This window comes from Flavobacterium sp. LC2016-23, from assembly GCF_009674775.1.
In the GTDB taxonomy this organism is placed as follows: domain Bacteria; phylum Bacteroidota; class Bacteroidia; order Flavobacteriales; family Flavobacteriaceae; genus Flavobacterium.
The window spans coordinates 80,845-102,714 of sequence record NZ_WKKE01000012.1; the positions used below are offsets into that span (position 1 = coordinate 80,845).

Annotated in this window: 19 protein-coding genes; 17 read left to right on the top strand and 2 right to left on the bottom strand. The window is 35.8% G+C overall.

Annotated features, from left to right (window positions below; all coding sequences use genetic code 11):
* Positions 1-27 precede the first annotated feature (27 nt).
* From hisD to GJU43_RS11925, 9 genes are all read left to right on the top strand, one after another.
* The gene (hisD, locus tag GJU43_RS11885; RefSeq protein ID WP_154340972.1) at positions 28-1,311 is read left to right on the top strand and encodes a histidinol dehydrogenase; all 1,284 of its coding nucleotides are present in this window, start codon (positions 28-30) and stop codon (positions 1,309-1,311) included.
* 171 nt (positions 1,312-1,482) lie between these two features.
* On the top strand, positions 1,483-2,529 hold the full coding sequence (hisC, locus tag GJU43_RS11890; protein ID WP_154340973.1) for a histidinol-phosphate transaminase: 1,047 nt from the start codon (positions 1,483-1,485) through the stop codon (positions 2,527-2,529).
* Between the two features lie 277 nt (positions 2,530-2,806).
* Positions 2,807-3,943, top strand: coding sequence for a bifunctional histidinol-phosphatase/imidazoleglycerol-phosphate dehydratase HisB (hisB, locus tag GJU43_RS11895; RefSeq protein ID WP_154340974.1), 1,137 nt, complete (start codon positions 2,807-2,809; stop codon positions 3,941-3,943).
* A 68-nt stretch (positions 3,944-4,011) separates the two neighbouring features.
* A complete protein-coding gene (hisH, locus tag GJU43_RS11900) occupies positions 4,012-4,605 on the top strand; it encodes an imidazole glycerol phosphate synthase subunit HisH (RefSeq protein ID WP_154340975.1) in 594 nt (197 codons plus the stop codon).
* A gap of 36 nt (positions 4,606-4,641) precedes the next feature.
* Positions 4,642-5,394: a 1-(5-phosphoribosyl)-5-[(5-phosphoribosylamino)methylideneamino]imidazole-4-carboxamide isomerase gene (gene hisA / locus GJU43_RS11905; RefSeq protein ID WP_154340976.1), complete on the top strand. Its 753-nt coding sequence runs from the start codon at positions 4,642-4,644 to the stop codon at positions 5,392-5,394.
* A gap of 97 nt (positions 5,395-5,491) precedes the next feature.
* Positions 5,492-5,803: an NIPSNAP family protein gene (locus GJU43_RS11910; RefSeq protein ID WP_154340977.1), complete on the top strand. Its 312-nt coding sequence runs from the start codon at positions 5,492-5,494 to the stop codon at positions 5,801-5,803.
* 93 nt (positions 5,804-5,896) lie between these two features.
* Positions 5,897-6,652, top strand: a complete 756-nt coding sequence (hisF, locus tag GJU43_RS11915; protein ID WP_154340978.1) for an imidazole glycerol phosphate synthase subunit HisF — start codon at positions 5,897-5,899, stop codon at positions 6,650-6,652.
* 164 nt (positions 6,653-6,816) lie between these two features.
* Positions 6,817-7,413, top strand: a complete 597-nt coding sequence (hisIE, locus tag GJU43_RS11920) for a bifunctional phosphoribosyl-AMP cyclohydrolase/phosphoribosyl-ATP diphosphatase HisIE (protein WP_154340979.1) — start codon at positions 6,817-6,819, stop codon at positions 7,411-7,413.
* A 128-nt stretch (positions 7,414-7,541) separates the two neighbouring features.
* A complete protein-coding gene (locus GJU43_RS11925) occupies positions 7,542-8,147 on the top strand; it encodes a hypothetical protein (RefSeq protein WP_154340980.1) in 606 nt (201 codons plus the stop codon).
* Positions 8,148-8,270: 123 nt separating this feature from the next.
* On the opposite strand, the gene GJU43_RS11930 is transcribed toward GJU43_RS11925, so the two are convergent.
* Positions 8,271-8,969, bottom strand: a complete 699-nt coding sequence (locus GJU43_RS11930; protein WP_154340981.1) for a carbohydrate-binding family 9-like protein — start codon at positions 8,967-8,969, stop codon at positions 8,271-8,273.
* Between the two features lie 209 nt (positions 8,970-9,178).
* Here GJU43_RS11930 and GJU43_RS11935 point away from each other — a divergent pair, with 209 nt between their 5' ends.
* Together GJU43_RS11935 and GJU43_RS11940 are read left to right on the top strand one after the other, a co-directional pair.
* Positions 9,179-9,556 carry a hypothetical protein gene (locus GJU43_RS11935; RefSeq protein ID WP_154340982.1) on the top strand — a complete coding sequence of 126 codons (378 nt, stop codon included), beginning with the start codon at positions 9,179-9,181 and terminating at the stop codon, positions 9,554-9,556.
* Positions 9,557-9,711: 155 nt separating this feature from the next.
* Positions 9,712-11,367 (top strand): M1 family metallopeptidase, encoded by a 1,656-nt coding sequence (locus tag GJU43_RS11940; RefSeq protein WP_154340983.1) that lies wholly within the window; start codon positions 9,712-9,714, stop codon positions 11,365-11,367.
* Positions 11,368-11,625: 258 nt separating this feature from the next.
* Here the strand turns inward: GJU43_RS11940 and GJU43_RS11945 are convergent, their stop codons facing one another.
* The gene (locus GJU43_RS11945; protein WP_154340984.1) at positions 11,626-13,170 is read right to left on the bottom strand and encodes a hypothetical protein; all 1,545 of its coding nucleotides are present in this window, start codon (positions 13,168-13,170) and stop codon (positions 11,626-11,628) included.
* 155 nt (positions 13,171-13,325) lie between these two features.
* Between GJU43_RS11945 and GJU43_RS11950 the strand changes: the two genes are divergently transcribed.
* From GJU43_RS11950 to ilvC, 6 genes are all read left to right on the top strand, one after another.
* Entirely contained in the window at positions 13,326-14,501 is a 1,176-nt protein-coding gene (locus GJU43_RS11950; RefSeq protein WP_154340985.1) for a 2-isopropylmalate synthase, read from the top strand.
* 74 nt (positions 14,502-14,575) lie between these two features.
* Entirely contained in the window at positions 14,576-15,694 is a 1,119-nt protein-coding gene (gene leuB, locus GJU43_RS11955) for a 3-isopropylmalate dehydrogenase (protein ID WP_154340986.1), read from the top strand.
* A gap of 267 nt (positions 15,695-15,961) precedes the next feature.
* Complete coding sequence (gene ilvD / locus GJU43_RS11960; protein ID WP_154340987.1) at positions 15,962-17,635, top strand: dihydroxy-acid dehydratase; 1,674 nt, start codon at positions 15,962-15,964, stop codon at positions 17,633-17,635.
* A gap of 124 nt (positions 17,636-17,759) precedes the next feature.
* Positions 17,760-19,457 carry a biosynthetic-type acetolactate synthase large subunit gene (gene ilvB, locus GJU43_RS11965; protein ID WP_154341044.1) on the top strand — a complete coding sequence of 566 codons (1,698 nt, stop codon included), beginning with the start codon at positions 17,760-17,762 and terminating at the stop codon, positions 19,455-19,457.
* A 93-nt stretch (positions 19,458-19,550) separates the two neighbouring features.
* Positions 19,551-20,072 (top strand): acetolactate synthase small subunit, encoded by a 522-nt coding sequence (gene ilvN / locus GJU43_RS11970; protein ID WP_154340988.1) that lies wholly within the window; start codon positions 19,551-19,553, stop codon positions 20,070-20,072.
* 44 nt (positions 20,073-20,116) lie between these two features.
* Positions 20,117-21,586 carry a ketol-acid reductoisomerase gene (gene ilvC / locus GJU43_RS11975; RefSeq protein WP_154340989.1) on the top strand — a complete coding sequence of 490 codons (1,470 nt, stop codon included), beginning with the start codon at positions 20,117-20,119 and terminating at the stop codon, positions 21,584-21,586.
* Positions 21,587-21,870: the final 284 nt, after the last annotated feature.

The window sequence follows — 21,870 nt, forward strand, 5'->3', positions numbered from 1 at the left end:
GCTTATAGCTTAAAGCAAAAAAAAGAAATGAATAAAATAGACAATCCAAAACCAGAAAGCTGGTCCGAAATACTAAAGAGACCAACCAAAACGATAGATGATATTGAAGTGACCGTAAAGGAAATCTTCAGGGAAGTTCAGAAAAAAGGAGATGAAGCGATCGCCAAATATACTTCTATTTTTGACGGAATCTCTTTAGCAAATTATGAAGTTTCTCAGGAAGAAATTCAGGAAGCTGTCAGTTTGATTTCAAATGATTTGAAAGAAGCGATCCAGTTGGCAAAAAATAATATTTATAAGTTTCATAGTGCGCAAAAAACAGAGCGAATTTCGATAGAAACGACAGAAGGGGTGAGCTGCTGGCAGGAAAAAAGACCGATCCAGAAAATCGGATTGTATATTCCGGGCGGAACGGCTCCCTTGTTTTCTACGGTCCTGATGCTGGCTGTTCCTGCTGCAATTGCAGGTTGTAAAGAAATTGTTTTGTGTTCCCCGCCGGATAAAACAGGAAAAATTAATCCTGCTATTTTGTACGCTGCTCAGTTGTGTGGTGTAACCAAAATAGTAAAAGTAGGCGGTATACAGGCGATTGCCGGGATGACGTTTGGCACAACATCAATTCCGAAAGTATATAAGATTTTCGGACCTGGTAATCAGTTTGTAACGGTGGCCAAACAACTGGCAACTCAGTTTGGAGTTGCGATAGATATGCCGGCCGGACCTTCTGAATTGTTAATCGTAGCAGATGATACAGCTGTCCCTGCGTTTGTGGCTTCAGATCTTTTATCGCAGGCAGAACACGGAACAGACAGTCAGGTAATTTTAGTTTCGACTTCAAAAAAACTTATCGATGCTGTTGAAAAAGAAATTCAGATTCAGATTGAAGAACTTCCAAGAAAGGCAATCGCTGAAAAAGCAATCGAAAATTCAAAATTAATCTGGGTTGAAAATGATCAGATTGCTTTAGATTTAATCAACGATTACGGGCCGGAACACTTTATTATCTGCTCAGAGTACGATGATTTTTATTGTAATGGAATTGTAAACGCAGGGTCTGTCTTTATCGGCAATTACACTCCCGAAAGTGCCGGGGATTATGCATCGGGAACGAATCACACTCTGCCGACAAATGGATATGCCAAAAATTACAGTGGGGTAAACCTGGATAGTTTCATGAAATCCATGACGTTCCAGAAAATAACGGAGAAAGGAATTCAGAATATCGGAAAAGCAATTGAAGTTATGGCCGAAGCCGAAGGTTTGCAGGCGCATAAAAATGCTGTAACGCTGAGATTAAAGAGTCTAGAGTAAAGAGTATAGAATAAAGAGTATAGAATAAAGAGTATAGAATAAAGAGTATAGAACAAAGAGTATAGAGCATCGAACAAAGAAAATAGAAATTTTAGATAAAAGGAGAAATCCGTTCTCTTTATTCTATTTTCTATATTCCAAAAAAAATCTATATCCCAAAAAAATAAAACAATGGAATTCGATATAAATACAATAACCAGAGAAAACGTAAAATCATTAAAACCGTATTCATCAGCACGGGATGAGTTTGAGGATTTTGATACTGCCGACATGATTTTTCTGGATGCTAATGAAAATCCGTTTCAGAATGGTGTAAACCGTTATCCGGATCCGCAACAAAACTCGGTGAAAGCGATTCTGGCAAAGAATAATAATGTAAAAACCAGTCAGATTTTGCTTGGAAACGGAAGTGATGAAGTGCTTGATCTGCTTTTCAGGGCTTTTTGCGAGCCTAAAACTGATAATATTATTTCATTACCGCCAACCTATGGCATGTATGGGGTTTTAGCCAACATCAATGCGGTGGAAAACAGGGAAATTTTGCTTTCTGCAGATTTTCAGCCACAGGTAGAAAAGATTTTAGATGCTGTGGACGATAATACAAAAATCATCTTTTTATGCTCGCCCAATAATCCGACCGGAAATTCTTTTTCGGATGAAAACGTGGTAAAATTGCTTCAGAATTTCAAAGGTCTGATCGTTATTGATGAGGCGTACATTGACTTTTCAGATAAAGAAAGCTGGCTGATGGAAATCGATGAATATCCGAATCTGGTGATTACGCAAACGCTTTCAAAAGCTTATGGCCTGGCTGGAATTCGATTGGGAATTTGTTATGCATCGGAAGCTGTAATTTCGGTTTTAAATAAAATAAAACCACCTTACAATGTAAACGAACTAACACAGCAAAGAGCTATCGAACGTTTGAAGGATTCAGACAAAATAAAACAGGAAATAATTTCTATTATAGAACAAAGAGAAGAATTACTTAAAGTTTTACTTGATATAAATTTTGTCGAAAAAGTCTATCCAACGGAAGCTAACTTTGTATTAGTAAAAGTAGACGATGCCAATAAAAGATACGATCAGCTAATCGCAAAAGGAATCGTAATCCGGAACAGAACTACTCAGCCTTTATGTGAAAACTGTCTCCGTTTTACAATTGGAATCCCGGAGGAAAATGTCGTTTTGATTAAAGAATTGAAATTGTTGAATTAAATTAAAAGTTTAACCGCAAAGTTCGCGAGGAATTACGCTAAGAGCGCTAATTTATTTGCCACAGATTAAAAAGATTAAATTGATTTTTAGCCACAAATTACACGAATTACAACGAATTGAATTATTGAAAATTCGTATAATTCGTGGCAAAGAAAAAATATCTCGAGAACCGTTTTGCGTGAGGGATAGAGGCGGTATCCTTTTGTGAAGAGCAACGAAACAAAAGATATAGCCGAAAGCCCGCCCCGGAGGGACACGCCCAAAATATAATTAAAATATGAAAAAAGTACTTTTTATCGATCGTGACGGAACGATTGTGTTAGAACCTGAAAATTATCAGTTAGATGCTTTGGAGAAAGTAGAATTTTATCCAAAAGCGTTTCAGTATCTGGCTAAAATTGCCAGTGAATTAGATTACGAGCTGGCTATGGTAACCAATCAGGATGGCCTGGGAACAGCTAGTTTTCCAGAAGATACGTTTTGGCCGACGCAGAATTTTATTTTAAAAGCATTTGAAAACGAAGGCGTTTTGTTTGATGAAATTTTTATCGACAGGTCGTTTCCTGCAGATAATGCACCGACACGCAAGCCAAGAACGGGAATGCTGACCAAATATTTGAATAATCCAGAGTATGATTTGGAAAATTCCTTTGTTTTAGGAGATCGGTTAACTGATGTTGAACTGGCGAAAAACCTGGGCGCTAAAGCTATTTTTATCAATGACAATGACGGAATCGGGAGCAATGAAATTTCATTAAAACGCGAGGAACTGGACGGGACGATTGTTCTTCAGACGATGAGCTGGAAAGAAATTTATGAGTTTTTAAAATTAGAAGCCCGTTCTGCCTCAATAACCCGTAAAACCAATGAAACTGATATTTTTATCGATTTAAATCTTGACGGAACAGGAAAAAGTAAAATCGAAACCGGAATTGCGTTTTTCGATCATATGCTGGACCAGATTTCACGTCACGGTCAAATGAATCTTGAAATTCGGGTAAAAGGGGACCTGGAAGTCGATGAACACCATACAATCGAAGATACGGCCATTGCTCTGGGGGAAGTTTTTGCAAAAGCGTTAGGGAATAAATTAGGAATCGAGCGTTATGGTTTCTGCCTTCCAATGGACGATTGCCTGGCGCAGGTGGCCATTGATTTTGGCGGAAGAAACTGGCTGGTCTGGGAAACCGAATTCAAACGTGAAATGGTCGGCAAAATGCCAACAGAGATGTTTTATCACTTCTTCAAATCATTTTCAGACGGAGCCAAAGCCAATATCAATATAAAGGCGGAAGGAACCAACGAACACCATAAAATTGAAGCCATTTTTAAAGCTTTCGCCAAAGCCATAAAAGTAGCCGTAAAACGAGATACAGAGAAAATGATCTTACCTTCGACGAAAGGGATGTTGTAAAACGCTATAAGCTTTAAGCTATAGGCAATAAGCCTAAAGCTTAGGGCTTAAAGCCTAAAGCTTTTTAAATGAAAATAGTAATCATAAATTACGGAGCAGGAAATATTCAAAGCATTATGTTTGCTATTGAACGATTGGGTTTTAAGGCTGTTTTGAGTAATAATCCGGAAGAAATTCAGAAGGCAGATAAAGTGATCTTCCCCGGAGTTGGCGAGGCAAGTTCGGCAATGACAAAGCTTAGAGAAAGCGGTTTAGATGCTTTGATTCCGAATCTGAAACAGCCTGTTTTGGGAATTTGTCTGGGAATGCAACTGATGTGCAGGTCCTCTGAAGAAGGAAACACCAGAGGTTTAGGGATTTTTGATGTGGATGTCATTAAGTTTTCAAACCAGGTAAAAGTACCGCAAATGGGATGGAATCAGATTTATGATTTAAAATCGGATTTATTTGTGGCTATTCCTGAAAATGAATTTATGTATCTGGTCCATAGTTTTTACGCCCCAAATTGCGATGAAGCCATTGCGACAACCAATTATGAGCTGGAATACGCATCGGCTTTGCAAAAAGATAATTTTTACGGAACTCAGTTTCACCCCGAAAAAAGCGGTGCTGTTGGGGAGAAAATACTGGAGAACTTTCTAAAATTAAATTCCAATACTTAAAAATCCAAATTCCAAATTCAATCAAAATATCAAAACATGAGAATAATACCAGCCATAGATATAATTGACGGAAAATGTGTCCGCTTGTCAAAAGGAGATTACAACACCAAGATTATTTACAACGAAAACCCGCTTGAAGTGGCAAAATCATTTGAAGCGCACGGAATCGAATACCTTCATTTAGTGGATTTGGACGGTGCAAAATCGAGTAAGATCGTCAATTATAAAATTCTGGAACAAATTGCCACACAAACCACTTTAAAAATTGATTTTGGAGGTGGTTTAAAAGCAGATTCCGATTTAAAAATCGCCTTTGAAAGCGGTGCCAATCAAATTACAGGCGGAAGTATTGCTGTTAAAAACAGAACAATTTTCGAAAAATGGATTTCAGAATACGGATCCGATAAGATCATTTTGGGAGCCGATGCCAAAGACGAAAAAGTAGCCGTTTCCGGCTGGTTAGAAGATTCAAATGAAGATTTAGTGCCGTTTATTAAAGAATACATGAAAAAAGGAATTCAATACGTAATTTGCACTGATATTGCAAAAGACGGAATGCTGGAAGGACCAAGTTTTGATTTGTATAAAAAAATATTAGATCAGGCGACAATAATTACAGACGAGAAAACAATCACCAAAAAAGTAAAATTAATCGCTTCCGGCGGAATTTCAACTTTCGATGAATTGCCAAAACTGGCTGAATTAGGCTGTGAAGGAACGATAATTGGGAAAGCAATTTACGAAGGCAGAATTACCCTGAAGCAACTGGAAAATTTTATAATTAGATAATATGTCAATTAGATAATTAGATAATTTTTAGGATTGTGTAGAAATTATCTAATTATCAAATTCTCTAATTTTCTCATTAAAAAAAAACATTAAAAATATGATAACTTGTCACTTAAAATACATCATAGATCCTTATCAATTAGAGGCTTTTGAAGACTATAGCAAGCGATGGATCAAAATCGTAAATCGGTTAGGAGGTCAGCACCATGGTTATTTTATGCCTTCGGAAGGAGCCAATAATGTTGCTTATGCCTTATTTTCTTTTCCAAGTTTTGCAGATTATGAAAATTACAGAAAAAAGATGTTTTCAAAAGACGATCAGGAGTGCGTAGAAGCTTTTAAAATTGCCGAAGATACAAGATGTATCATAAGTTATGAAAGAACGTTTTTACGTCCGGTTTTTAAATAAATTAGATAATATGTCAATTAGAAAATTAGATGTTTTTTTGCATTACGCTGAAATTATCTAATTATCAAATTTTCTCATTAACACATTAAAATAATGTTAGCAAAAAGAATCATACCCTGCCTGGATATCAAAAACGGAAGAACGGTAAAAGGCGTTAATTTTGTCGACCTGCGCGATGCGGGAGATCCCGTCGAACTGGCGGAAATTTATTCCGCTGAAGGCGCAGATGAACTGGTTTTTCTCGATATTTCAGCTACCGAAGAACGCAGGAAAACACTGGTGAATATGGTACGAAGTGTGGCTGAGAAAATCAATATTCCGTTTACGGTCGGCGGTGGAATTTCCTCTGTAGAAGACGTTGAAATCCTTTTGAATAATGGAGCTGACAAGGTTTCAATTAATTCATCGGCAGTCAAAAATCCGCAGCTGATCAATGATCTGGCTCAGAAATTCGGAAGTCAGTGTGTTGTGGTGGCGATTGATGCCAAACAAATTAACGGTCAATGGATCGTACATTTGGTGGGAGGAAAAGTACCAACGGAACTAGACCTCTTCGATTGGGCAGTAGAAGTCGCTGAAAGAGGTGCGGGAGAGATTTTATTCACCTCAATGGACAATGACGGAACCAAGAACGGTTTTGCAAACGAAGCTTTGGCTAAACTTTCTGAATTGGTCAATATTCCGATAATTGCTTCCGGTGGTGCAGGAAATATGCAGCATTTTGTGGATACTTTTAAAGACGGAAAAGCTGATGCCGCACTGGCTGCGAGTGTTTTTCACTTTAAGGAAATCGAAATCAAAGCTTTGAAAGAAGAATTGAGGAAGAATGATATTGAGGTTCGACTGTAGAGAGTAAAGAGAATAGAGTAAAGAGAATAGAGTAAAGAGAATAGAGCAAAGAAGATAGAGGAAAGAGAATACAACTCTTGGCTCTTTAATCTTGGCTCTTGACTCTAATTAACAACAACAGAGCGCAGCAATCTAAAATCTGAACTCTAAAATAAAAAATAAAAATGAACATAGATATAAAAAGCAGCCACGGATTAATTCCGGCAATTATTCAGGATTCGGAAACAAAAAATGTTTTGATGTTGGGGTATATGAACGAAGAATCACTTCAAAAAACCATAGAAACTCAAAAAGTAACTTTTTTCAGCCGTTCCAAACAAAGATTGTGGACAAAAGGCGAGGAGAGTGGTAATTTTTTGAACCTTGTTGATATTAAAAACGACTGCGATGGCGATACATTGCTGATTCAGGCAAAACCTGTAGGACCAACGTGCCACACCGGTGCAGATACCTGCTGGCAGGAGGAAAACAAGGAAAATTATGGTTTCATATCTGAGTTAGAAAAAACAATAGCAATCCGCAGGGAAAATGCAGATTCCGAGAAAAGTTATGTAGCTTCCTTATTCGAAAAAGGAATTAACAAAATCGCCCAAAAAGTAGGCGAAGAGGCTGTGGAAGTAGTTATTGAAGCCAAAGACGATAACGATGATCTGTTTTTGAGTGAAAGTGCGGACTTGCTATTTCACTATCTGATTTTATTACAGGCCAAAGGTTTTCAACTGAATGATGTGGTGGATGTTTTGAAGAAACGTCAGAAGTAGTTTGGTGTTTAAGGCAAGAAAATAAAATTGCATTGTGATTTATAACTATTAAAGTTTTAAACATAATGCAATTTTTTGTGTGTAATATTTGAAAAAAAAGTATTTTTAATATCTCTAAATATTCGTTTATGAAGTTGTTTATCTGTTTGGTGATGTTGTTGAATACAAGTTTTAATTACGCTTTTAAAAAACATGAATTGCCATATTCAATTGTTATTGCAAAAGCGGATTTAATTGTTGATGGAATAATTTCTAAAGTTTCAAAAGATAAATACGAATTTACAATAAAACAGTTTGTAAAAGGAAAATCACCTTTGAAAATTAAGGTTTCAATCTGGAACGAGTGGATTTGTGATCCAAGAATTAAAGAGCTAAAAACTGGCCAGAGATTAATTTTGTTTTTAGAAAAATCACCTAATGATAATTTTAGCCCAATTAATGATAGCACTGGAGAGATATACATAGATAATGATTCTTTTATAAATATATTTCTTCCAAAAGAGTTTGTTAATCCTACAGTTTTAAAAGAAGGAATTTCGATGTTTTTACAAACTTATAAAGTTTATGGAGATTTAAATGATAGGTTTTTACAAAATATTCATATAGAGTCAAATAAGTCTGTATTTGAAATTTATAAAATGAAAGAAAGTAATAGGGTCTTTAAATTTTTAGTTGGCAATGATGTACGTTATTCTGAAGTTAAATTTAATTTAATACCACAGTTTATCAATTGAATACTAAAAAACTACGTCATAACCCTTAAATTTGGTTTTTTGAATTGCTTTTCAGGACTTCGACTTCGCTCAGTCGGACAAATAGCTACGATTACACAATTAACCAAATAAACGCTTAAACCATCATTCCACAAACTCAAAAACAGCAAACTCCTGTGGCTGATGAAATCCGAATTTTAAACTCTTATAAGGTTGTAAAGCAAGATATTCTGTTGTGTTACCGTAATCTATTCTAAAAGTATTTCCTTTCCATTTTGTTCCGATTTTGGGCTTCGAAAAATGGCCGTTTTGGATTTTTTCGAGACTCGAAAATGGAATTTTGATTTCAGTACAAAAGCCTTCCGGAGTTATTTTACTGACCGCTTCCAATCCTGAAATATCAAAAGAGGTTGAAGTTTTCCAGCCACCACATTCGGGCGAGATACATTTTATCAGCATATCGTAATTCGTTGAGAATGCATTTACACCTATTTCAATATAATTTTGACCGTCTCCATCCGGATCAATAAAAATTTCTACTAAATCATCTGTTTTGTAGATTTCAGAATCTTTGCTCTGAGGTTTTCCAACTATTTGAGAATCTATTGAACGATAGGCGACATAAAGGTTTTCTTCATTCCATGAAAGGGAAACCACTGTATTTTGAGTTGCTTTTTCTCCGGAATTATGAATCACAAAAGGCCTTGAAAAAGAAGTTTTCCAGTCTGATAAATCGCCGTCTATCGTTGGTTTGTCAGTTATTTTCTGAACAGGAACATTTTGTGCATATCCTGATAAAAAGTTTATCAATAAAAAAGATAGGAATGGCAATGATAATTTCATAAACAGGGGAATACTTGTCATGCTAAAATAAGAAGGAATCTACATATTTATTTCAAAATGAAAATTTAATTAATACTAAAGCATTTGATTAGTTCTGTTATGACTAATATTCAAAACTTTAAAAATGAAGCTATCGCATTTAAATTAAAATTTATATTTTTGTAAGAAATATAATTAATAAGTGATTATTTTTGTTGAAAATTGAAAAGATGGAAGACGATAAAAATAATTTAATTACATCATTTGCAATTGATAAGGAGTATACAAATATGCTCATTATTGCAATTGATCTTGCTCGCTCTGCTATTTCACATATAATAGATTTAAATGAAAAAGAGAAAAAGAAAAACTCTTTTCCTCAAATAAAATATAAAGTAAATGATCTTTACATTGAGTTTACAAAAAGGGAAACAATTTGTGAAAAAGTTTTAGAGAATGAATTTGAGTTTTGGTTTTATTCAGATAAAATAACTGCAAATAATTGGATGGATGGTAAAAAAGGGATTAATTTTTCTATCATATTTGATAAAAATAATTCTCAGGGACGCATTCAGTATTATAGAGATTCTATTACATTAAATGTATAATTTAAATATACTACAATCAATTATTTAAGTTGATTAGTTTTCTTTTTTTAAATGATAAAACTTTAGAAAACTTAATTCGAATGTTTACATTTGTTGAAGCATAAGCGGGTTGAAAGGCCTTCTTTATTTCGATTAAAAGAAAATATTTACTTCGTATGAAAAAATACCTTGCCGGCGTTTTTGTCGCCTCTTTGTTTGGTTTTACGGCCAACGCACAAGGACTTTTAAATAAGTCTGAAACCGTTTTTACACATCAGGATACGTTACGCGGAAGCATTACAAAAGAAAGAGCCTGGTGGGATTTAAAATACTATCACCTTGATGTGAAAGTAAATCCTTCCGAAAAAACAATAACGGGATCTAATACTGTTCGTTATAAAGTTTTATCTGCTAACAATAAAATGCAGATCGATTTGCAGGAACCGATGCAAATTTACAAAGTAACCCAAAACGGAAAAGAACAGAAATTTGTCAGAGAAGGAAATGCTTTTTTTATTGAACTGACTGCTGCCCAAAAAGTAGGAGAAACCAAAGAGATTGTAATTTCTTTCGGCGGAAAACCTAAAGAAGCTGTAAAACCACCATGGGATGGAGGAATTACCTGGAAAAAAGATAAAAACGGAAAAGATTTTATTGCATCGTCCTGCCAGGGACTTGGAGCAAGTGTCTGGTGGCCCAACAAAGATCATATGTACGATGAAGTGGAGAATATGCTGATCAGCGTCAATGTTCCCGGTGATTTGACTGATGTTTCGAATGGAAGATTAAAAAGCGTTAAAAAAGAAAAAGACGGTACTAAAACCTTCAACTGGTATGTTTCTAATCCCATTAACAATTACGGTGTAAACATTAATATTGGTGATTACGTTAATTTTTCAGAGAAATACAAAGGAGAAAAAGGCGATTTAGATTGTAACTATTATGTATTGAGAGATAATTTAGATAAAGCGAAAGAGCAGTTCAAAGACGCTCCAAGAATGCTGAAAGCTTTCGAAAACTGGTTTGGACCTTATCCGTTTTACGAAGACAGTTATAAATTGGTTGAAGCTCCTTATTTAGGTATGGAGCACCAAAGTTGTGTGACTTACGGAAATGGGTATAAAAATGGGTATTTAGGCCGTGATTTAAGCGGAACAGGCTGGGGACTGAAATTCGATTTTATTATTATTCACGAATCAGGACATGAATGGTTTGCGAACAATATTACGTACAAAGACATCGCAGATATGTGGATTCACGAGAGTTTTACAAGCTATTCTGAAAGTCTTTTTGTGGAGTATTATTATGGAAAAGAAGCCGGTGCTGAATATGTTATCGGTTGCAGAAAAGGAATTCAAAATGATAAACCGGTTATTGGAAATTACGATGTCAACAATGAAGGTTCCGGCGATATGTATCCAAAAGGAGCCAACATGCTGCATTCCATTCGTCAGGTCATTAACGACGATGCCAAATGGAAGTCGATTTTAAGAGGTTTAAACAGTACTTTTTACCATCAGACGGTTACTTCTAAGCAAATTCAGGAATACATTAATACACAATCAGGAATTAATTTCAACAGGGTTTTTGCACAGTATTTAACGACCACTCAGATTCCGGTTTTTGAATATATGTTTAAAAACGGAACTTTAGGCTATCACTGGACCAATTGTGTTGCCAATTTTGATATGCCTGTAAAAGTAAAAATCAATGGTGTTGAAACCTGGTTAAAGCCAACAACAGAGTGGCAATCAGCAAAAACTACGAATGAAAACAGAACTTTAGAAGTGGATAAGAACTTTTATATAACGAGTTCTAATATTGTGGAATAAATTAAAAGGGAAATTCCAATTTTTTAAATCCCAAATTCCAATTCTGTTGGAGTTTGGGATTTTTTTATGGATTAACGCAGATAACCTTTTTTACTAAAAGAATGTCATTTCGACGCAGGAGAAATCTTCGCGAGAAGCTCGACAAAGACTGGCGATTTCTGTACGGAGTATGTTAAAACGAAACCCGACAGGTTTTTAAAACCTGTCGGGTTTGTTATGTTTTGGAATTTGGGACTTCAAAAATTGGAATTTCAAACCCTAGCGGCTATTCAATTTTGCCTTCTCCCTGATAATATCAGCTATTTTTCGGTTTTCAATTTTACTTTCCAGCCAGGAAATAATATCCAGATACAGGAAAGCTCTTTTCTCGTAAGTGTTTTTTTCCAATTCAATAAAACGCAGGCGCATCTTAATAAATTCCTTTTTAATATCGGCCGGATATAAATTATTCAGGTTTCTTAAAAACTTGATGATTTCTTTTTGAACTTCATGTAAGTCGTTCATTTTGATTAGAAACTTATACGTGTTTTTAAGGTGATTTTCCAGGTAATAATCCTTTCCAAGCTCATAATGCGCAATGAGGGACAATAGTCTCGCAAAACACATTAAATCTTCGCGCATGGATAAGTTCTTGTTATTGATGATCTTATCTAAATACTGAATGCATTCCGTATACTTTTCATTTCCAAAATAAATAGAAGCAATTTTATAGAAGAACAACATTTCGTGATGTTCATCCAGATGTTCACTGTGTAATTTTATTTTGTCTAAAATCTCCGGAATCAAATATTCACTCTCGGCAAAAGTCCCTTCCAGAATGTGTAAATTAAGTTTATTGTTATAAACGTACAGAAATGATAGCGATGCAATGTTATCGTTTACAGGAAATTTGGGATCCTCAATGGTTTCTTCCAAAAGAGCGAGATATTTTTTGAAATTCGATTTGTATTTCAACATGTAGAGGGATTCCAGAAAGTAATGGTTCCCTTTTAGAAAAAATACCGGATTCTGAATAATCATATTCGGATTATCATAAAACAAACGAACCCATTTGTAAGCATATTTATAACTCGCTAAAAAATCCTGAACCAGGAAGCTTCGCCAGAGATTGGCATTGTAAAACCAGTATTTCTCGCGAAAACCAAATTTACTTTCGTCTAATTTTGCAATATGTTTGTTGAAATAGTCGTCGATATATTTATACTCTTCATCACTTTTTACATAACCCGTTTTCAGCATGATTCCGTAAAGCTGAAGCGATAAATTCGATAACTTACTCGAAATAGTATTGCGATAATTTAACTCTTTCGCCTGAATTACCAATTCGTCTGCACGGCCCTGAATACTTCTTGTAATGTATTGTGATTCGATCAGCTTTTCGAATTCCACAATTTCATACGCCATATATTTTTCATCATTTTCAAGCGCAATGATTTTTGTTTTATCCAGAATTTTCAAACTCTGTTTGTACAATCCTTTATTATACAGAATTACTGCAAAATCGATTTGTTCACGCAATTGGTATCGAATGTTCTGACTCGGAATATTCAATCGTATACTTACGAGAATTTGTTTGTATAAGTATGATTTTAAATTAGATAGCTGTACTTTTTTGATAATTCCGCTTTTAAGGATAAGCTTTTCATCATAGTTTTCAGACTTATCTAAAATATTAAACAATTCAATAAATTTTGTATTTGAACTCGTCTCCAAACGACTTGCAAAAATTTTAAACTGTCTTTTCTCAGATTTTGAAAGTGATTTAATCAGAACAAATAAGAAATCTTTTTGATGGTTAGCCATTGTAAAATATAATAATGTAACTTATTGGTTTTTAGTTATTTAATAGTATATAAATTGTTTTATGAACAGTATAATTTCATTAAAATGAATTTCATACTCAAGTAGTACAATATATATTTGTTATCAAGATGTGAAATTACATTAAATAAATGAATATGAATAGAGAGAAAGTTCAAATTTTTGACACCACTTTGCGCGATGGTGAGCAGGTCCCGGGATGTAAGTTAGATACGAAACAAAAATTAGTTATCGCAGAAAGACTTGATAAAATGGGAGTTGACGTTATCGAAGCAGGTTTTCCTGTGTCAAGCCCGGGCGATTTTTTATCGGTCTCTGAGATTTGTAAAATAGTAGAAAATGCAACCGTCTGCGGACTGACAAGAGCTGTAAAAAACGACATTGATGTTGCGGCAGCGGCCCTGAAGCATGCTAAAAGACCTAGAATCCACACCGGAATAGGAACATCTGAATCTCACATACTCCATAAATTAAATACCACCAGAGAAGATATTATTGCAAGAGCAAAATATGCGGTAGCACACGCAAAATCTTATGTAGAAGATGTTGAATTCTATGCAGAAGATGCCGGCAGAACAGATAATGCTTTCCTTGCAAAAGTCTGTGAAGAAGTAATCAAATCAGGAGCAACCGTATTAAATATCCCGGATACAACCGGATATTGTTTGCCGGAAGAATATGGGGCAAAAATAAAATATCTAAAAGAAAACGTAAAAGGAATCGAAAACGTAATTCTTTCGTGCCACTGCCATAACGATTTGGGAATGGCCACTGCAAACTCAATTGCAGGAGCTATCAACGGAGCAAGACAAATAGAATGTACGATTAACGGTATTGGCGAAAGAGCCGGAAATACAGCATTGGAAGAAGTGGTAATGATTTTCAAACAACATCCTTACCTAAATTTAGACACCAATATCAATACAAGAGAATTAAACGAAATGAGCCGTTTGGTTTCAGAAAGCATGGGAATGATCGTTCAGCCAAATAAAGCAATCGTTGGAGCAAATGCTTTTGCACACAGTTCAGGAATTCATCAGGATGGTGTGATCAAAAACAGAGCTACTTACGAAATCATGGATCCGCTTGACGTTGGAGTAAACGAATCTTCTATCATCCTTACAGCAAGAAGCGGAAGAGCTGCTTTGGCGTACCGTGCTAAAAAAGTAGGTTACGAGCTTACAAAAGTACAATTGGATATTGTATACCTTGAGTTTTTGAAATTTGCGGATATTAAAAAAGAAGTAATAGACGCAGACATTCATCAAATTATTGAAGCTTCAAAAATTGAAGGCGATTTAATCAGAAGCTAGTTTAGTAGAAGATAGAAAATAGAGAATAGAACAAAGAAAAAATAGAGATTTAAATACATAAAGAACGAGACGTTATGAATTTGAAAATAGCAGTTTTACCGGGAGACGGAATTGGACCGGAGGTAATTTTACAAGCCAAAAAAGCATTATATGCCATTGGTGAAGTGTACAATCATGAATTTGTTTTTGAAGAAGCCCTAATGGGGGCTGTCGCCATCGACAAAACAGGAAATCCTTTGCCGGAACAAACGCTGAACCTCTGCTTAAACACAGATGCGGTTTTGTTTGGAGCAATCGGAGATCCTAAATATGACAATAATCCAAATGCAAAAGTTCGTCCGGAGCAGGGATTGTTGAAACTGCGTAAGGAACTGGGTTTGTTTGCAAACATTCGTCCCATAAAACCTTATAAATCATTACTGGATGCTTCTCCTTTAAAAAGAGAAATTATCGAAGGAGCTGATTTTACTATTTTCAGGGAATTAACGGGTGGTGCTTACTTTGGAGCAAAAACAGTAAATGAAGAAGGAACACATGCTTCCGATTTATGTGAATATTCAGAAGAAGAAATCACCAGAATTACACATTTAGCTTTTAAATCGGCACAAAACCGACGCAAAAAGCTGACAATGGTAGACAAAGCAAATGTTTTGGAAACTTCAAGATTATGGAGAAAAGTAGTTCAGAAAGTGAGTGTTAATTATCCGGATGTAGCTTTAGACTTTTTATTTGTAGATAACGCAGCCATGCAGATTATTTTAAACCCAAAACAATTTGATGTGATTTTGACAGAGAATTTGTTTGGGGATATCCTATCAGATGAAGCGAGCGTCATTACAGGATCTATCGGTTTACTGGCTTCGGCATCTTTGGGAGAAAAAAACGCTTTGTTTGAGCCAATTCACGGGTCTTATCCTCAGGCAAAAGGAAAAAATATTGCCAATCCAATTGCTTCCATTTTATCCGCTGCGATGTTGTTGGAACATTTCGGATTATTTAAAGAAGCAAATGTGGTTTATCAGGCTGTTGAAAAAGCGATAGAGTTTAAAGTGGTAACAACTGACTTAAAATCAGATTCAAAATTCGGTACCAATGAAGTAGGGGAGTTTGTTTCCAATTTTATTTTCAGTAAAGATGACTTACTCTATTTCAATAATGATAACGTTCATATCGGACAATCGACGATTGTTTAATTTTTTTATTAAAACAATGAAATAAATAACAAGAAGTATTGGAAATGTTGAGATTTTATTTTTTTAGTTCTTAAAGTTTTTATACTTTTGTAACACTAAAAAATAAATGATGCAAATCTCAATTATTATTACTTCTGTCGTTGTTGTCAATGTGTTTAGCACATCTGCATCGGGAATGGTATAAATATAATTGAAAAACTATATTACAAACCTTCCAAATACTGGAAGGTTTTTTTTTGAATAAAAATTAAAATAAACAATACAATAATGGAATTAAATAAGTACAGCAAAACCATCACTCAAGATCAGACACAACCTGCGGCGCAAGCGATGTTGTACGGTATTGGTTTAACTGAAGAAGATTTGAAAAAAGCACAAGTGGGTATTGTGAGTATGGGTTACGATGGTAACACGTGTAACATGCACCTGAATGATTTGGCAAAAGATGTTAAAAAAGGTGTTTGGGATGCAAATCTGGTCGGACTTATTTTTAATACCATTGGTGTAAGTGATGGAATTTCAAACGGTACGGAAGGAATGCGTTTTTCATTGGTTTCCCGTGATGTAATTGCAGATTCTATTGAAACTGTAGTGGGAGCACAATGGTACGACAGTTTAATTGCCATTCCGGGTTGTGATAAAAATATGCCCGGAGCATTAATTGCAATGGGACGCCTAAACCGCCCGTCTATAATGGTTTACGGAGGATCAATTCATTCCGGAAAATGGAAGGGTGAATCGCTGAATATTGTATCCGCTTTTGAAGCCTTAGGAAAAAAAGTAAAAAACGAAATTACTCCGGAAGATTTTAAAGGTGTCATTCAGAATGCCTGTCCCGGTGCTGGCGCCTGTGGTGGAATGTATACGGCAAATACCATGTCGTCTGCTATTGAAGCCTTAGGAATGAGTTTGCCATACAGTTCTTCAAATCCTGCATTAAGTCAGGAAAAAAGAGACGAATGTCTGGCAGCCGGTGCTGCAATAAAAATATTATTAGAAAAAGATATCAAACCAAGGGATATCATGACGCGTAAAGCTTTCGAAAACGCCATTACAATTGTTGCCGTTTTAGGAGGTTCTACAAATGCAGTAATGCACTTAATTGCAATGGCTCATGCGGTTGATATCGAAATTACGCTGGATGATTTTCAGGCAATCAATGATAAAACACCAGTATTGGCGGACATGAAGCCAAGTGGAAAATATATGATGGAAGATATTCATGCTGTAGGAGGTATTCCATCAGTAATGAAATATTTACTGAAAGAAGGATTAATTCACGGAGATTGTCTGACGGTAACCGGAAAAACTGTTGCAGAAAACTTAGCAAGCATTCCGGATTTACAAGATGGACAGCAGGTGATTCATGAAATTCAAAAAGCTTTAAAACCAACCGGAAACATTCAGGTTTTATACGGAAATCTTGCTTCTGAAGGTGCGGTTGCAAAAATCAGCGGAAAAGAAGGAGAATATTTTGAAGGTCCGGCTGTTGTATTTGAAGGTGAATTTGAAGTAATTCCGGGACTTGAGGCCGGAAAAATAAAACCGGGTAATGTAGTCGTCATCAGGTATTGTGGACCAAAAGGTGGTCCGGGAATGCCTGAAATGCTAAAACCGACATCGGCCATTATTGGCGCCGGATTAGGAAGCAGCGTTGCACTGATTACAGATGGCCGATTCTCGGGAGGTTCACATGGATTCGTGGTAGGACACGTAACACCCGAGGCTTATGATGGTGGTGGTATTGCACTGGTTAAAGATGGTGATTTGATTGCTATTGATGCCGTGAAAAACACGATCGATCTGAAAATATCTGATGAAGAATTTGCGGCTCGAAAAGCGAGTTGGGTTCAGCCTCCTTTAAAAGTTACCAAAGGAGTTTTGCTTAAATATGCCAGATCGGTTTCAAGCGCTTCCACAGGTTGCGTGACCGATAAATAGTATTCAATTACATTTCAAAAAATTAATTTCAAAATTCAAAAAAATGAAGGAATTATTGAAAGAAGAAAATATAGATCTCAACTCCGCTTCATTTGAGGATTGGAGCAAAGAAAAAGATACCAAAATGGGAAAGATAAAAATATCAGGCGCTGAAGCTGTTATAAGATGTTTGTTAGCAGAAGGAGTAGACCTGGTTTATGGTTATCCGGGAGGAGCGATCATGCCGGTTTATGACGAATTATATAAATTTCAGGAGCAGCTGCACCATGTTTTAGTACGCCACGAACAAGGTGCAACACATGCGGCTCAGGGATATGCCAGAGCTACAGGAAAAGTTGGAGTCGCCATTGCTACTTCGGGACCGGGAGCAACCAATTTAGTTACCGGAATTGCAGATGCTCAGATTGATTCAACGCCAATGGTTTGTATCACAGGGCAGGTTGGGAAACATTTATTAGGTTCCGATGCCTTTCAGGAAACCGATATTATCGGAATTTCAACTCCTGTTACCAAATGGAATTACCAGATTACCGAAGCTTCAGAGATTCCTGAGATCATTGCAAAAGCATTTTATATTGCACGTTCCGGTCGTCCGGGACCTGTTTTAATTGATATTACTAAAAATGCTCAGTTTGATGAGTTTGAGTTTAGTTATGAAAAATGCACGGGAATCAGAAGTTATGTTCCGGTTCCAAAATTAAAATTAGATAAGGTGGCGGAAGCTGCTGCAATAATCAATAGTGCTAAAAAACCTTTCATCGTTTTTGGCCAGGGAATTATTCTGGGTCAGGCCGAAGAACAGTTAAAAGCATTTATCGAAAAATCAGGAATTCCGGCTGGATGGACGATTTTAGGACTTTCAGCCTTACCGACAGATCACCCTTTAAATGTGGGAATGTTAGGAATGCATGGGAATTACGGGCCTAATTTACTAACAAACGAATGTGATGTTTTAATTGCATTAGGAATGCGTTTTGACGACCGTGTAACAGGTGATTTGAAAACCTATGCCAAACAGGCAAAAGTAATTCATTTTGAAATTGATCCGGCGGAAGTCGATAAAAACGTAAAAACAGAAGTAGCGGTTTTAGGAGATGTCAAAGAAGCATTAAATGCATTATTGCCTTTAATCGATAGCAATTCTCACACGGCCTGGCACAATGAATTCAAAGAAAAACATCAAATCGAATTTGATTCGGTTATAAAGGAAGAATTAAATCCGACAAATAATAAAGGAATTTCAATGGGAGAAACCATCGAAATGATCAATAAACACTCCAAAGGGGATGCGATCATGGTTTCAGATGTGGGGCAGCACCAGATGTTTGCCTGTCGTTATGCGAAATTTAATACAACCAAAAGTAATATTACTTCCGGTGGTTTAGGGACCATGGGATTTGCATTACCGGCTGCAATCGGAGCTAAAATGGGAAGACCGGACCGCGAAGTGGTAGCTATTATTGGTGATGGTGGTTTTCAGATGACTATTCAGGAATTGGGCACCATTTTTCAGACCAAAGTCCCTGTGAAAATTGTGGTACTAAACAATGAGTTTCTCGGAATGGTGCGTCAGTGGCAGGAATTGTTTTTTGATAACCGATATGCGTCAACAAATATGATTAATCCAAATTTTGTGGCAATTGCCGAGGGCTATTACATTAAATCTAAAAAAGTAACAAAACGTGAAGATTTAGACGCAGCTGTCGCAGAAATGATGGCTTCGAAAGATTCTTATTTCCTGGAAGTTATGGTTGAAAAAGAAAACAATGTATTTCCGATGATTCCAACAGGAGCATGTGTTTCTCAAATTAGATTAAGCTAAAATAGAAGTTTCAAGTTTTAAGTTTCAAGTTTCAGGTTCTCAGCAACGTGAAACCTGAAACCTGAAACAAAATAAACTTTAAACAAAAATTACATGGAAGATAAAACATTTACCATATCGGTATATTCGGAAAATAACGTGGGGTTATTGAATAGGATATCAGGAATATTCTTAAAGCGTCACATTAATATATTAAGTCTAAACGTTTCAGAATCAGAAATAGAGAATGTTTCAAGATTTATCATTGTAGTGAATACAACTGAAAAATGGGTTCAGAATATTGTTGGACAAATTGAAAAACAAATTGAAGTCATTAAAGCATTTTATCACACCGATGAAGAGACTATTTATTTGGAAAATGCCTTATTCAAAATTGCTTCAGGTTTATTATTTGATGAAAAACAAATTCAGAATATCATCAAAGAAAGTCAGTCGACAATCGTAACGGTTTCCCGGGATTTCTTTGTGATTTCAAAATCAGGAAGACGTTCTGAAATTGAAGAATTATATGCAAAATTCAAACCGTATGGCATCATGCAGTTTGTACGTTCGGGAAGAATATCGGTTTCCAAAGAGAAAATGGAAATCTCAACAATGCTGGAAACTCTTAAATAGTATCAATTATTAAATTACAACATTCATTAAATATTATTAAAAAAATGGCAAATTATTTCAACACACTACCACTTAGATTACAATTAGAACAATTAGGCGTTTGCGAATTTATGGAGCAATCAGAATTTGCAGACGGAATTGCAGCTTTGGCCGGAAAAAAAGTTGTGATTGTAGGTTGTGGTGCACAAGGTTTGAATCAGGGTTTAAACATGAGAGACTCCGGATTGGATATTTCATACGCACTTCGTGCCGATGCAATCGCTGAAAAAAGAGCTTCTTATAAAAATGCAACCGAAAATGGTTTTAAAGTGGGGACTTATGAAGAATTAATTCCAACAGCCGATTTAGTTTGTAACCTGACTCCGGATAAGCAACATACCGCTGTTGTTACTGCAATTATGCCATTAATGAAAAACGGTTCTACATTGGCTTATTCCCACGGATTTAATATTGTGGAAGAAGGAATGCAGATTCGTAAAGATATTACGGTAATCATGTGTGCCCCAAAATGTCCGGGTTCTGAAGTTCGTGAAGAATATAAAAGAGGTTTTGGTGTACCAACCCTTATCGCTGTACACCCTGAAAATGATCCGAACGGTTTTGGTTTAGATCAGGCAAAAGCATATGCTGTAGCTACTGGCGGACATAAAGCAGGAGTTTTGAAATCATCTTTTGTTGCTGAAGTAAAATCAGATTTAATGGGAGAACAAACCATCCTTTGTGGTTTGTTGCAAACCGGCTCTATTTTATGTTTTGATAAAATGGTTGAAAAAGGAATTGATCCGGCTTATGCTTCAAAATTAATTCAATACGGATGGGAGACGATCACAGAAGCTTTGAAACATGGAGGAATCACCAATATGATGGACCGTCTTTCAAATCCTGCAAAAATCGAAGCTTACGAATTAGCTGATGAACTGAAAGATATTATGCGTCCTTTGTTTCAAAAACATCAGGATGATATTATTTCCGGCGAATTTTCAAGAACAATGATGATCGACTGGGCTAATGATGATGTAAACTTATTAAAATGGAGAGCTGCAACCGGAGAAACGAACTTCGAAAAAACAGCTCCACAGGAAGCTCCAATTGCGGAACAGGAATATTTTGACAACGGAGTTTTAATGATCGCAATGGTGAAAGCCGGAGTTGAACTGGCTTTTGAAACTATGACAGAAGCAGGTATCATCGAAGAATCGGCTTACTACGAGTCTTTGCATGAATTGCCATTGATCGCCAATACGATTGCAAGAAAAAAATTATTTGAAATGAATCGTGTTATTTCGGATACGGCAGAATATGGCTGCTATTTATTTGACCATGCCTGTAAACCGTTACTGACTGAATTCATGAAAAAAGTAGAAACAAATGTAATAGGAAAACCATTCTCTACTTCAAACGGAGTAGATAATGCTGTTTTGATTGCAGTAAACAAAGAAATCCGTCAGCATCCTATTGAAGAAGTAGGAGCATGGTTGAGAGAATCTATGACTGCAATGAAAAAAATTGGATAATAAATTGGGAATTACCACACAATCGACTGTGATGGGATTTGCACTGTATCTCTGTTTTATGTAATATTTTGAATTAGTAAGCACTTATTAAGATTATATGGATATAGATGCATATTGTATTCACTTAACTTCTTATGTGAGTTTGTAAGTTAAGTGAAGGTAATCCCGAATAATGGGGTATGTTTAGTAATAAATGTACTGGTATGGATTTCTATATTAATTAATAATGATGCTGCTATTTTCAAAATAGAACAAAAGCATAGTAATGCAGTATTACAAAAAAA

What these genes read in the sequence shown, in the direction of transcription:
- leuB (WP_154340986.1), top strand. Translation starts at nt 14,576, where the DNA reads ATGAATTTGAAAATAGCAGTTTTACCGGGAGACGGAATTGGACCGGAG.
- hisA (WP_154340976.1), top strand. Translation starts at nt 4,642, where the DNA reads ATGAGAATAATACCAGCCATAGATATAATTGACGGAAAATGTGTCCGC.
- GJU43_RS11940 (WP_154340983.1), top strand. Translation starts at nt 9,712, where the DNA reads ATGAAAAAATACCTTGCCGGCGTTTTTGTCGCCTCTTTGTTTGGTTTT.
- hisD (WP_154340972.1), top strand. Translation starts at nt 28, where the DNA reads ATGAATAAAATAGACAATCCAAAACCAGAAAGCTGGTCCGAAATACTA.
- hisF (WP_154340978.1), top strand. Translation starts at nt 5,897, where the DNA reads ATGTTAGCAAAAAGAATCATACCCTGCCTGGATATCAAAAACGGAAGA.
- ilvN (WP_154340988.1), top strand. Translation starts at nt 19,551, where the DNA reads ATGGAAGATAAAACATTTACCATATCGGTATATTCGGAAAATAACGTG.
- hisH (WP_154340975.1), top strand. Translation starts at nt 4,012, where the DNA reads ATGAAAATAGTAATCATAAATTACGGAGCAGGAAATATTCAAAGCATT.
- GJU43_RS11930 (WP_154340981.1), bottom strand. Translation starts at nt 8,969, where the DNA reads ATGAAATTATCATTGCCATTCCTATCTTTTTTATTGATAAACTTTTTA.
- hisC (WP_154340973.1), top strand. Translation starts at nt 1,483, where the DNA reads ATGGAATTCGATATAAATACAATAACCAGAGAAAACGTAAAATCATTA.
- ilvB (WP_154341044.1), top strand. Translation starts at nt 17,760, where the DNA reads ATGGGAAAGATAAAAATATCAGGCGCTGAAGCTGTTATAAGATGTTTG.
- GJU43_RS11935 (WP_154340982.1), top strand. Translation starts at nt 9,179, where the DNA reads ATGGAAGACGATAAAAATAATTTAATTACATCATTTGCAATTGATAAG.
- hisB (WP_154340974.1), top strand. Translation starts at nt 2,807, where the DNA reads ATGAAAAAAGTACTTTTTATCGATCGTGACGGAACGATTGTGTTAGAA.
- GJU43_RS11945 (WP_154340984.1), bottom strand. Translation starts at nt 13,170, where the DNA reads ATGGCTAACCATCAAAAAGATTTCTTATTTGTTCTGATTAAATCACTT.
- GJU43_RS11910 (WP_154340977.1), top strand. Translation starts at nt 5,492, where the DNA reads ATGATAACTTGTCACTTAAAATACATCATAGATCCTTATCAATTAGAG.
- hisIE (WP_154340979.1), top strand. Translation starts at nt 6,817, where the DNA reads ATGAACATAGATATAAAAAGCAGCCACGGATTAATTCCGGCAATTATT.
- ilvD (WP_154340987.1), top strand. Translation starts at nt 15,962, where the DNA reads ATGGAATTAAATAAGTACAGCAAAACCATCACTCAAGATCAGACACAA.
- ilvC (WP_154340989.1), top strand. Translation starts at nt 20,117, where the DNA reads ATGGCAAATTATTTCAACACACTACCACTTAGATTACAATTAGAACAA.
- GJU43_RS11950 (WP_154340985.1), top strand. Translation starts at nt 13,326, where the DNA reads ATGAATAGAGAGAAAGTTCAAATTTTTGACACCACTTTGCGCGATGGT.
- GJU43_RS11925 (WP_154340980.1), top strand. Translation starts at nt 7,542, where the DNA reads ATGAAGTTGTTTATCTGTTTGGTGATGTTGTTGAATACAAGTTTTAAT.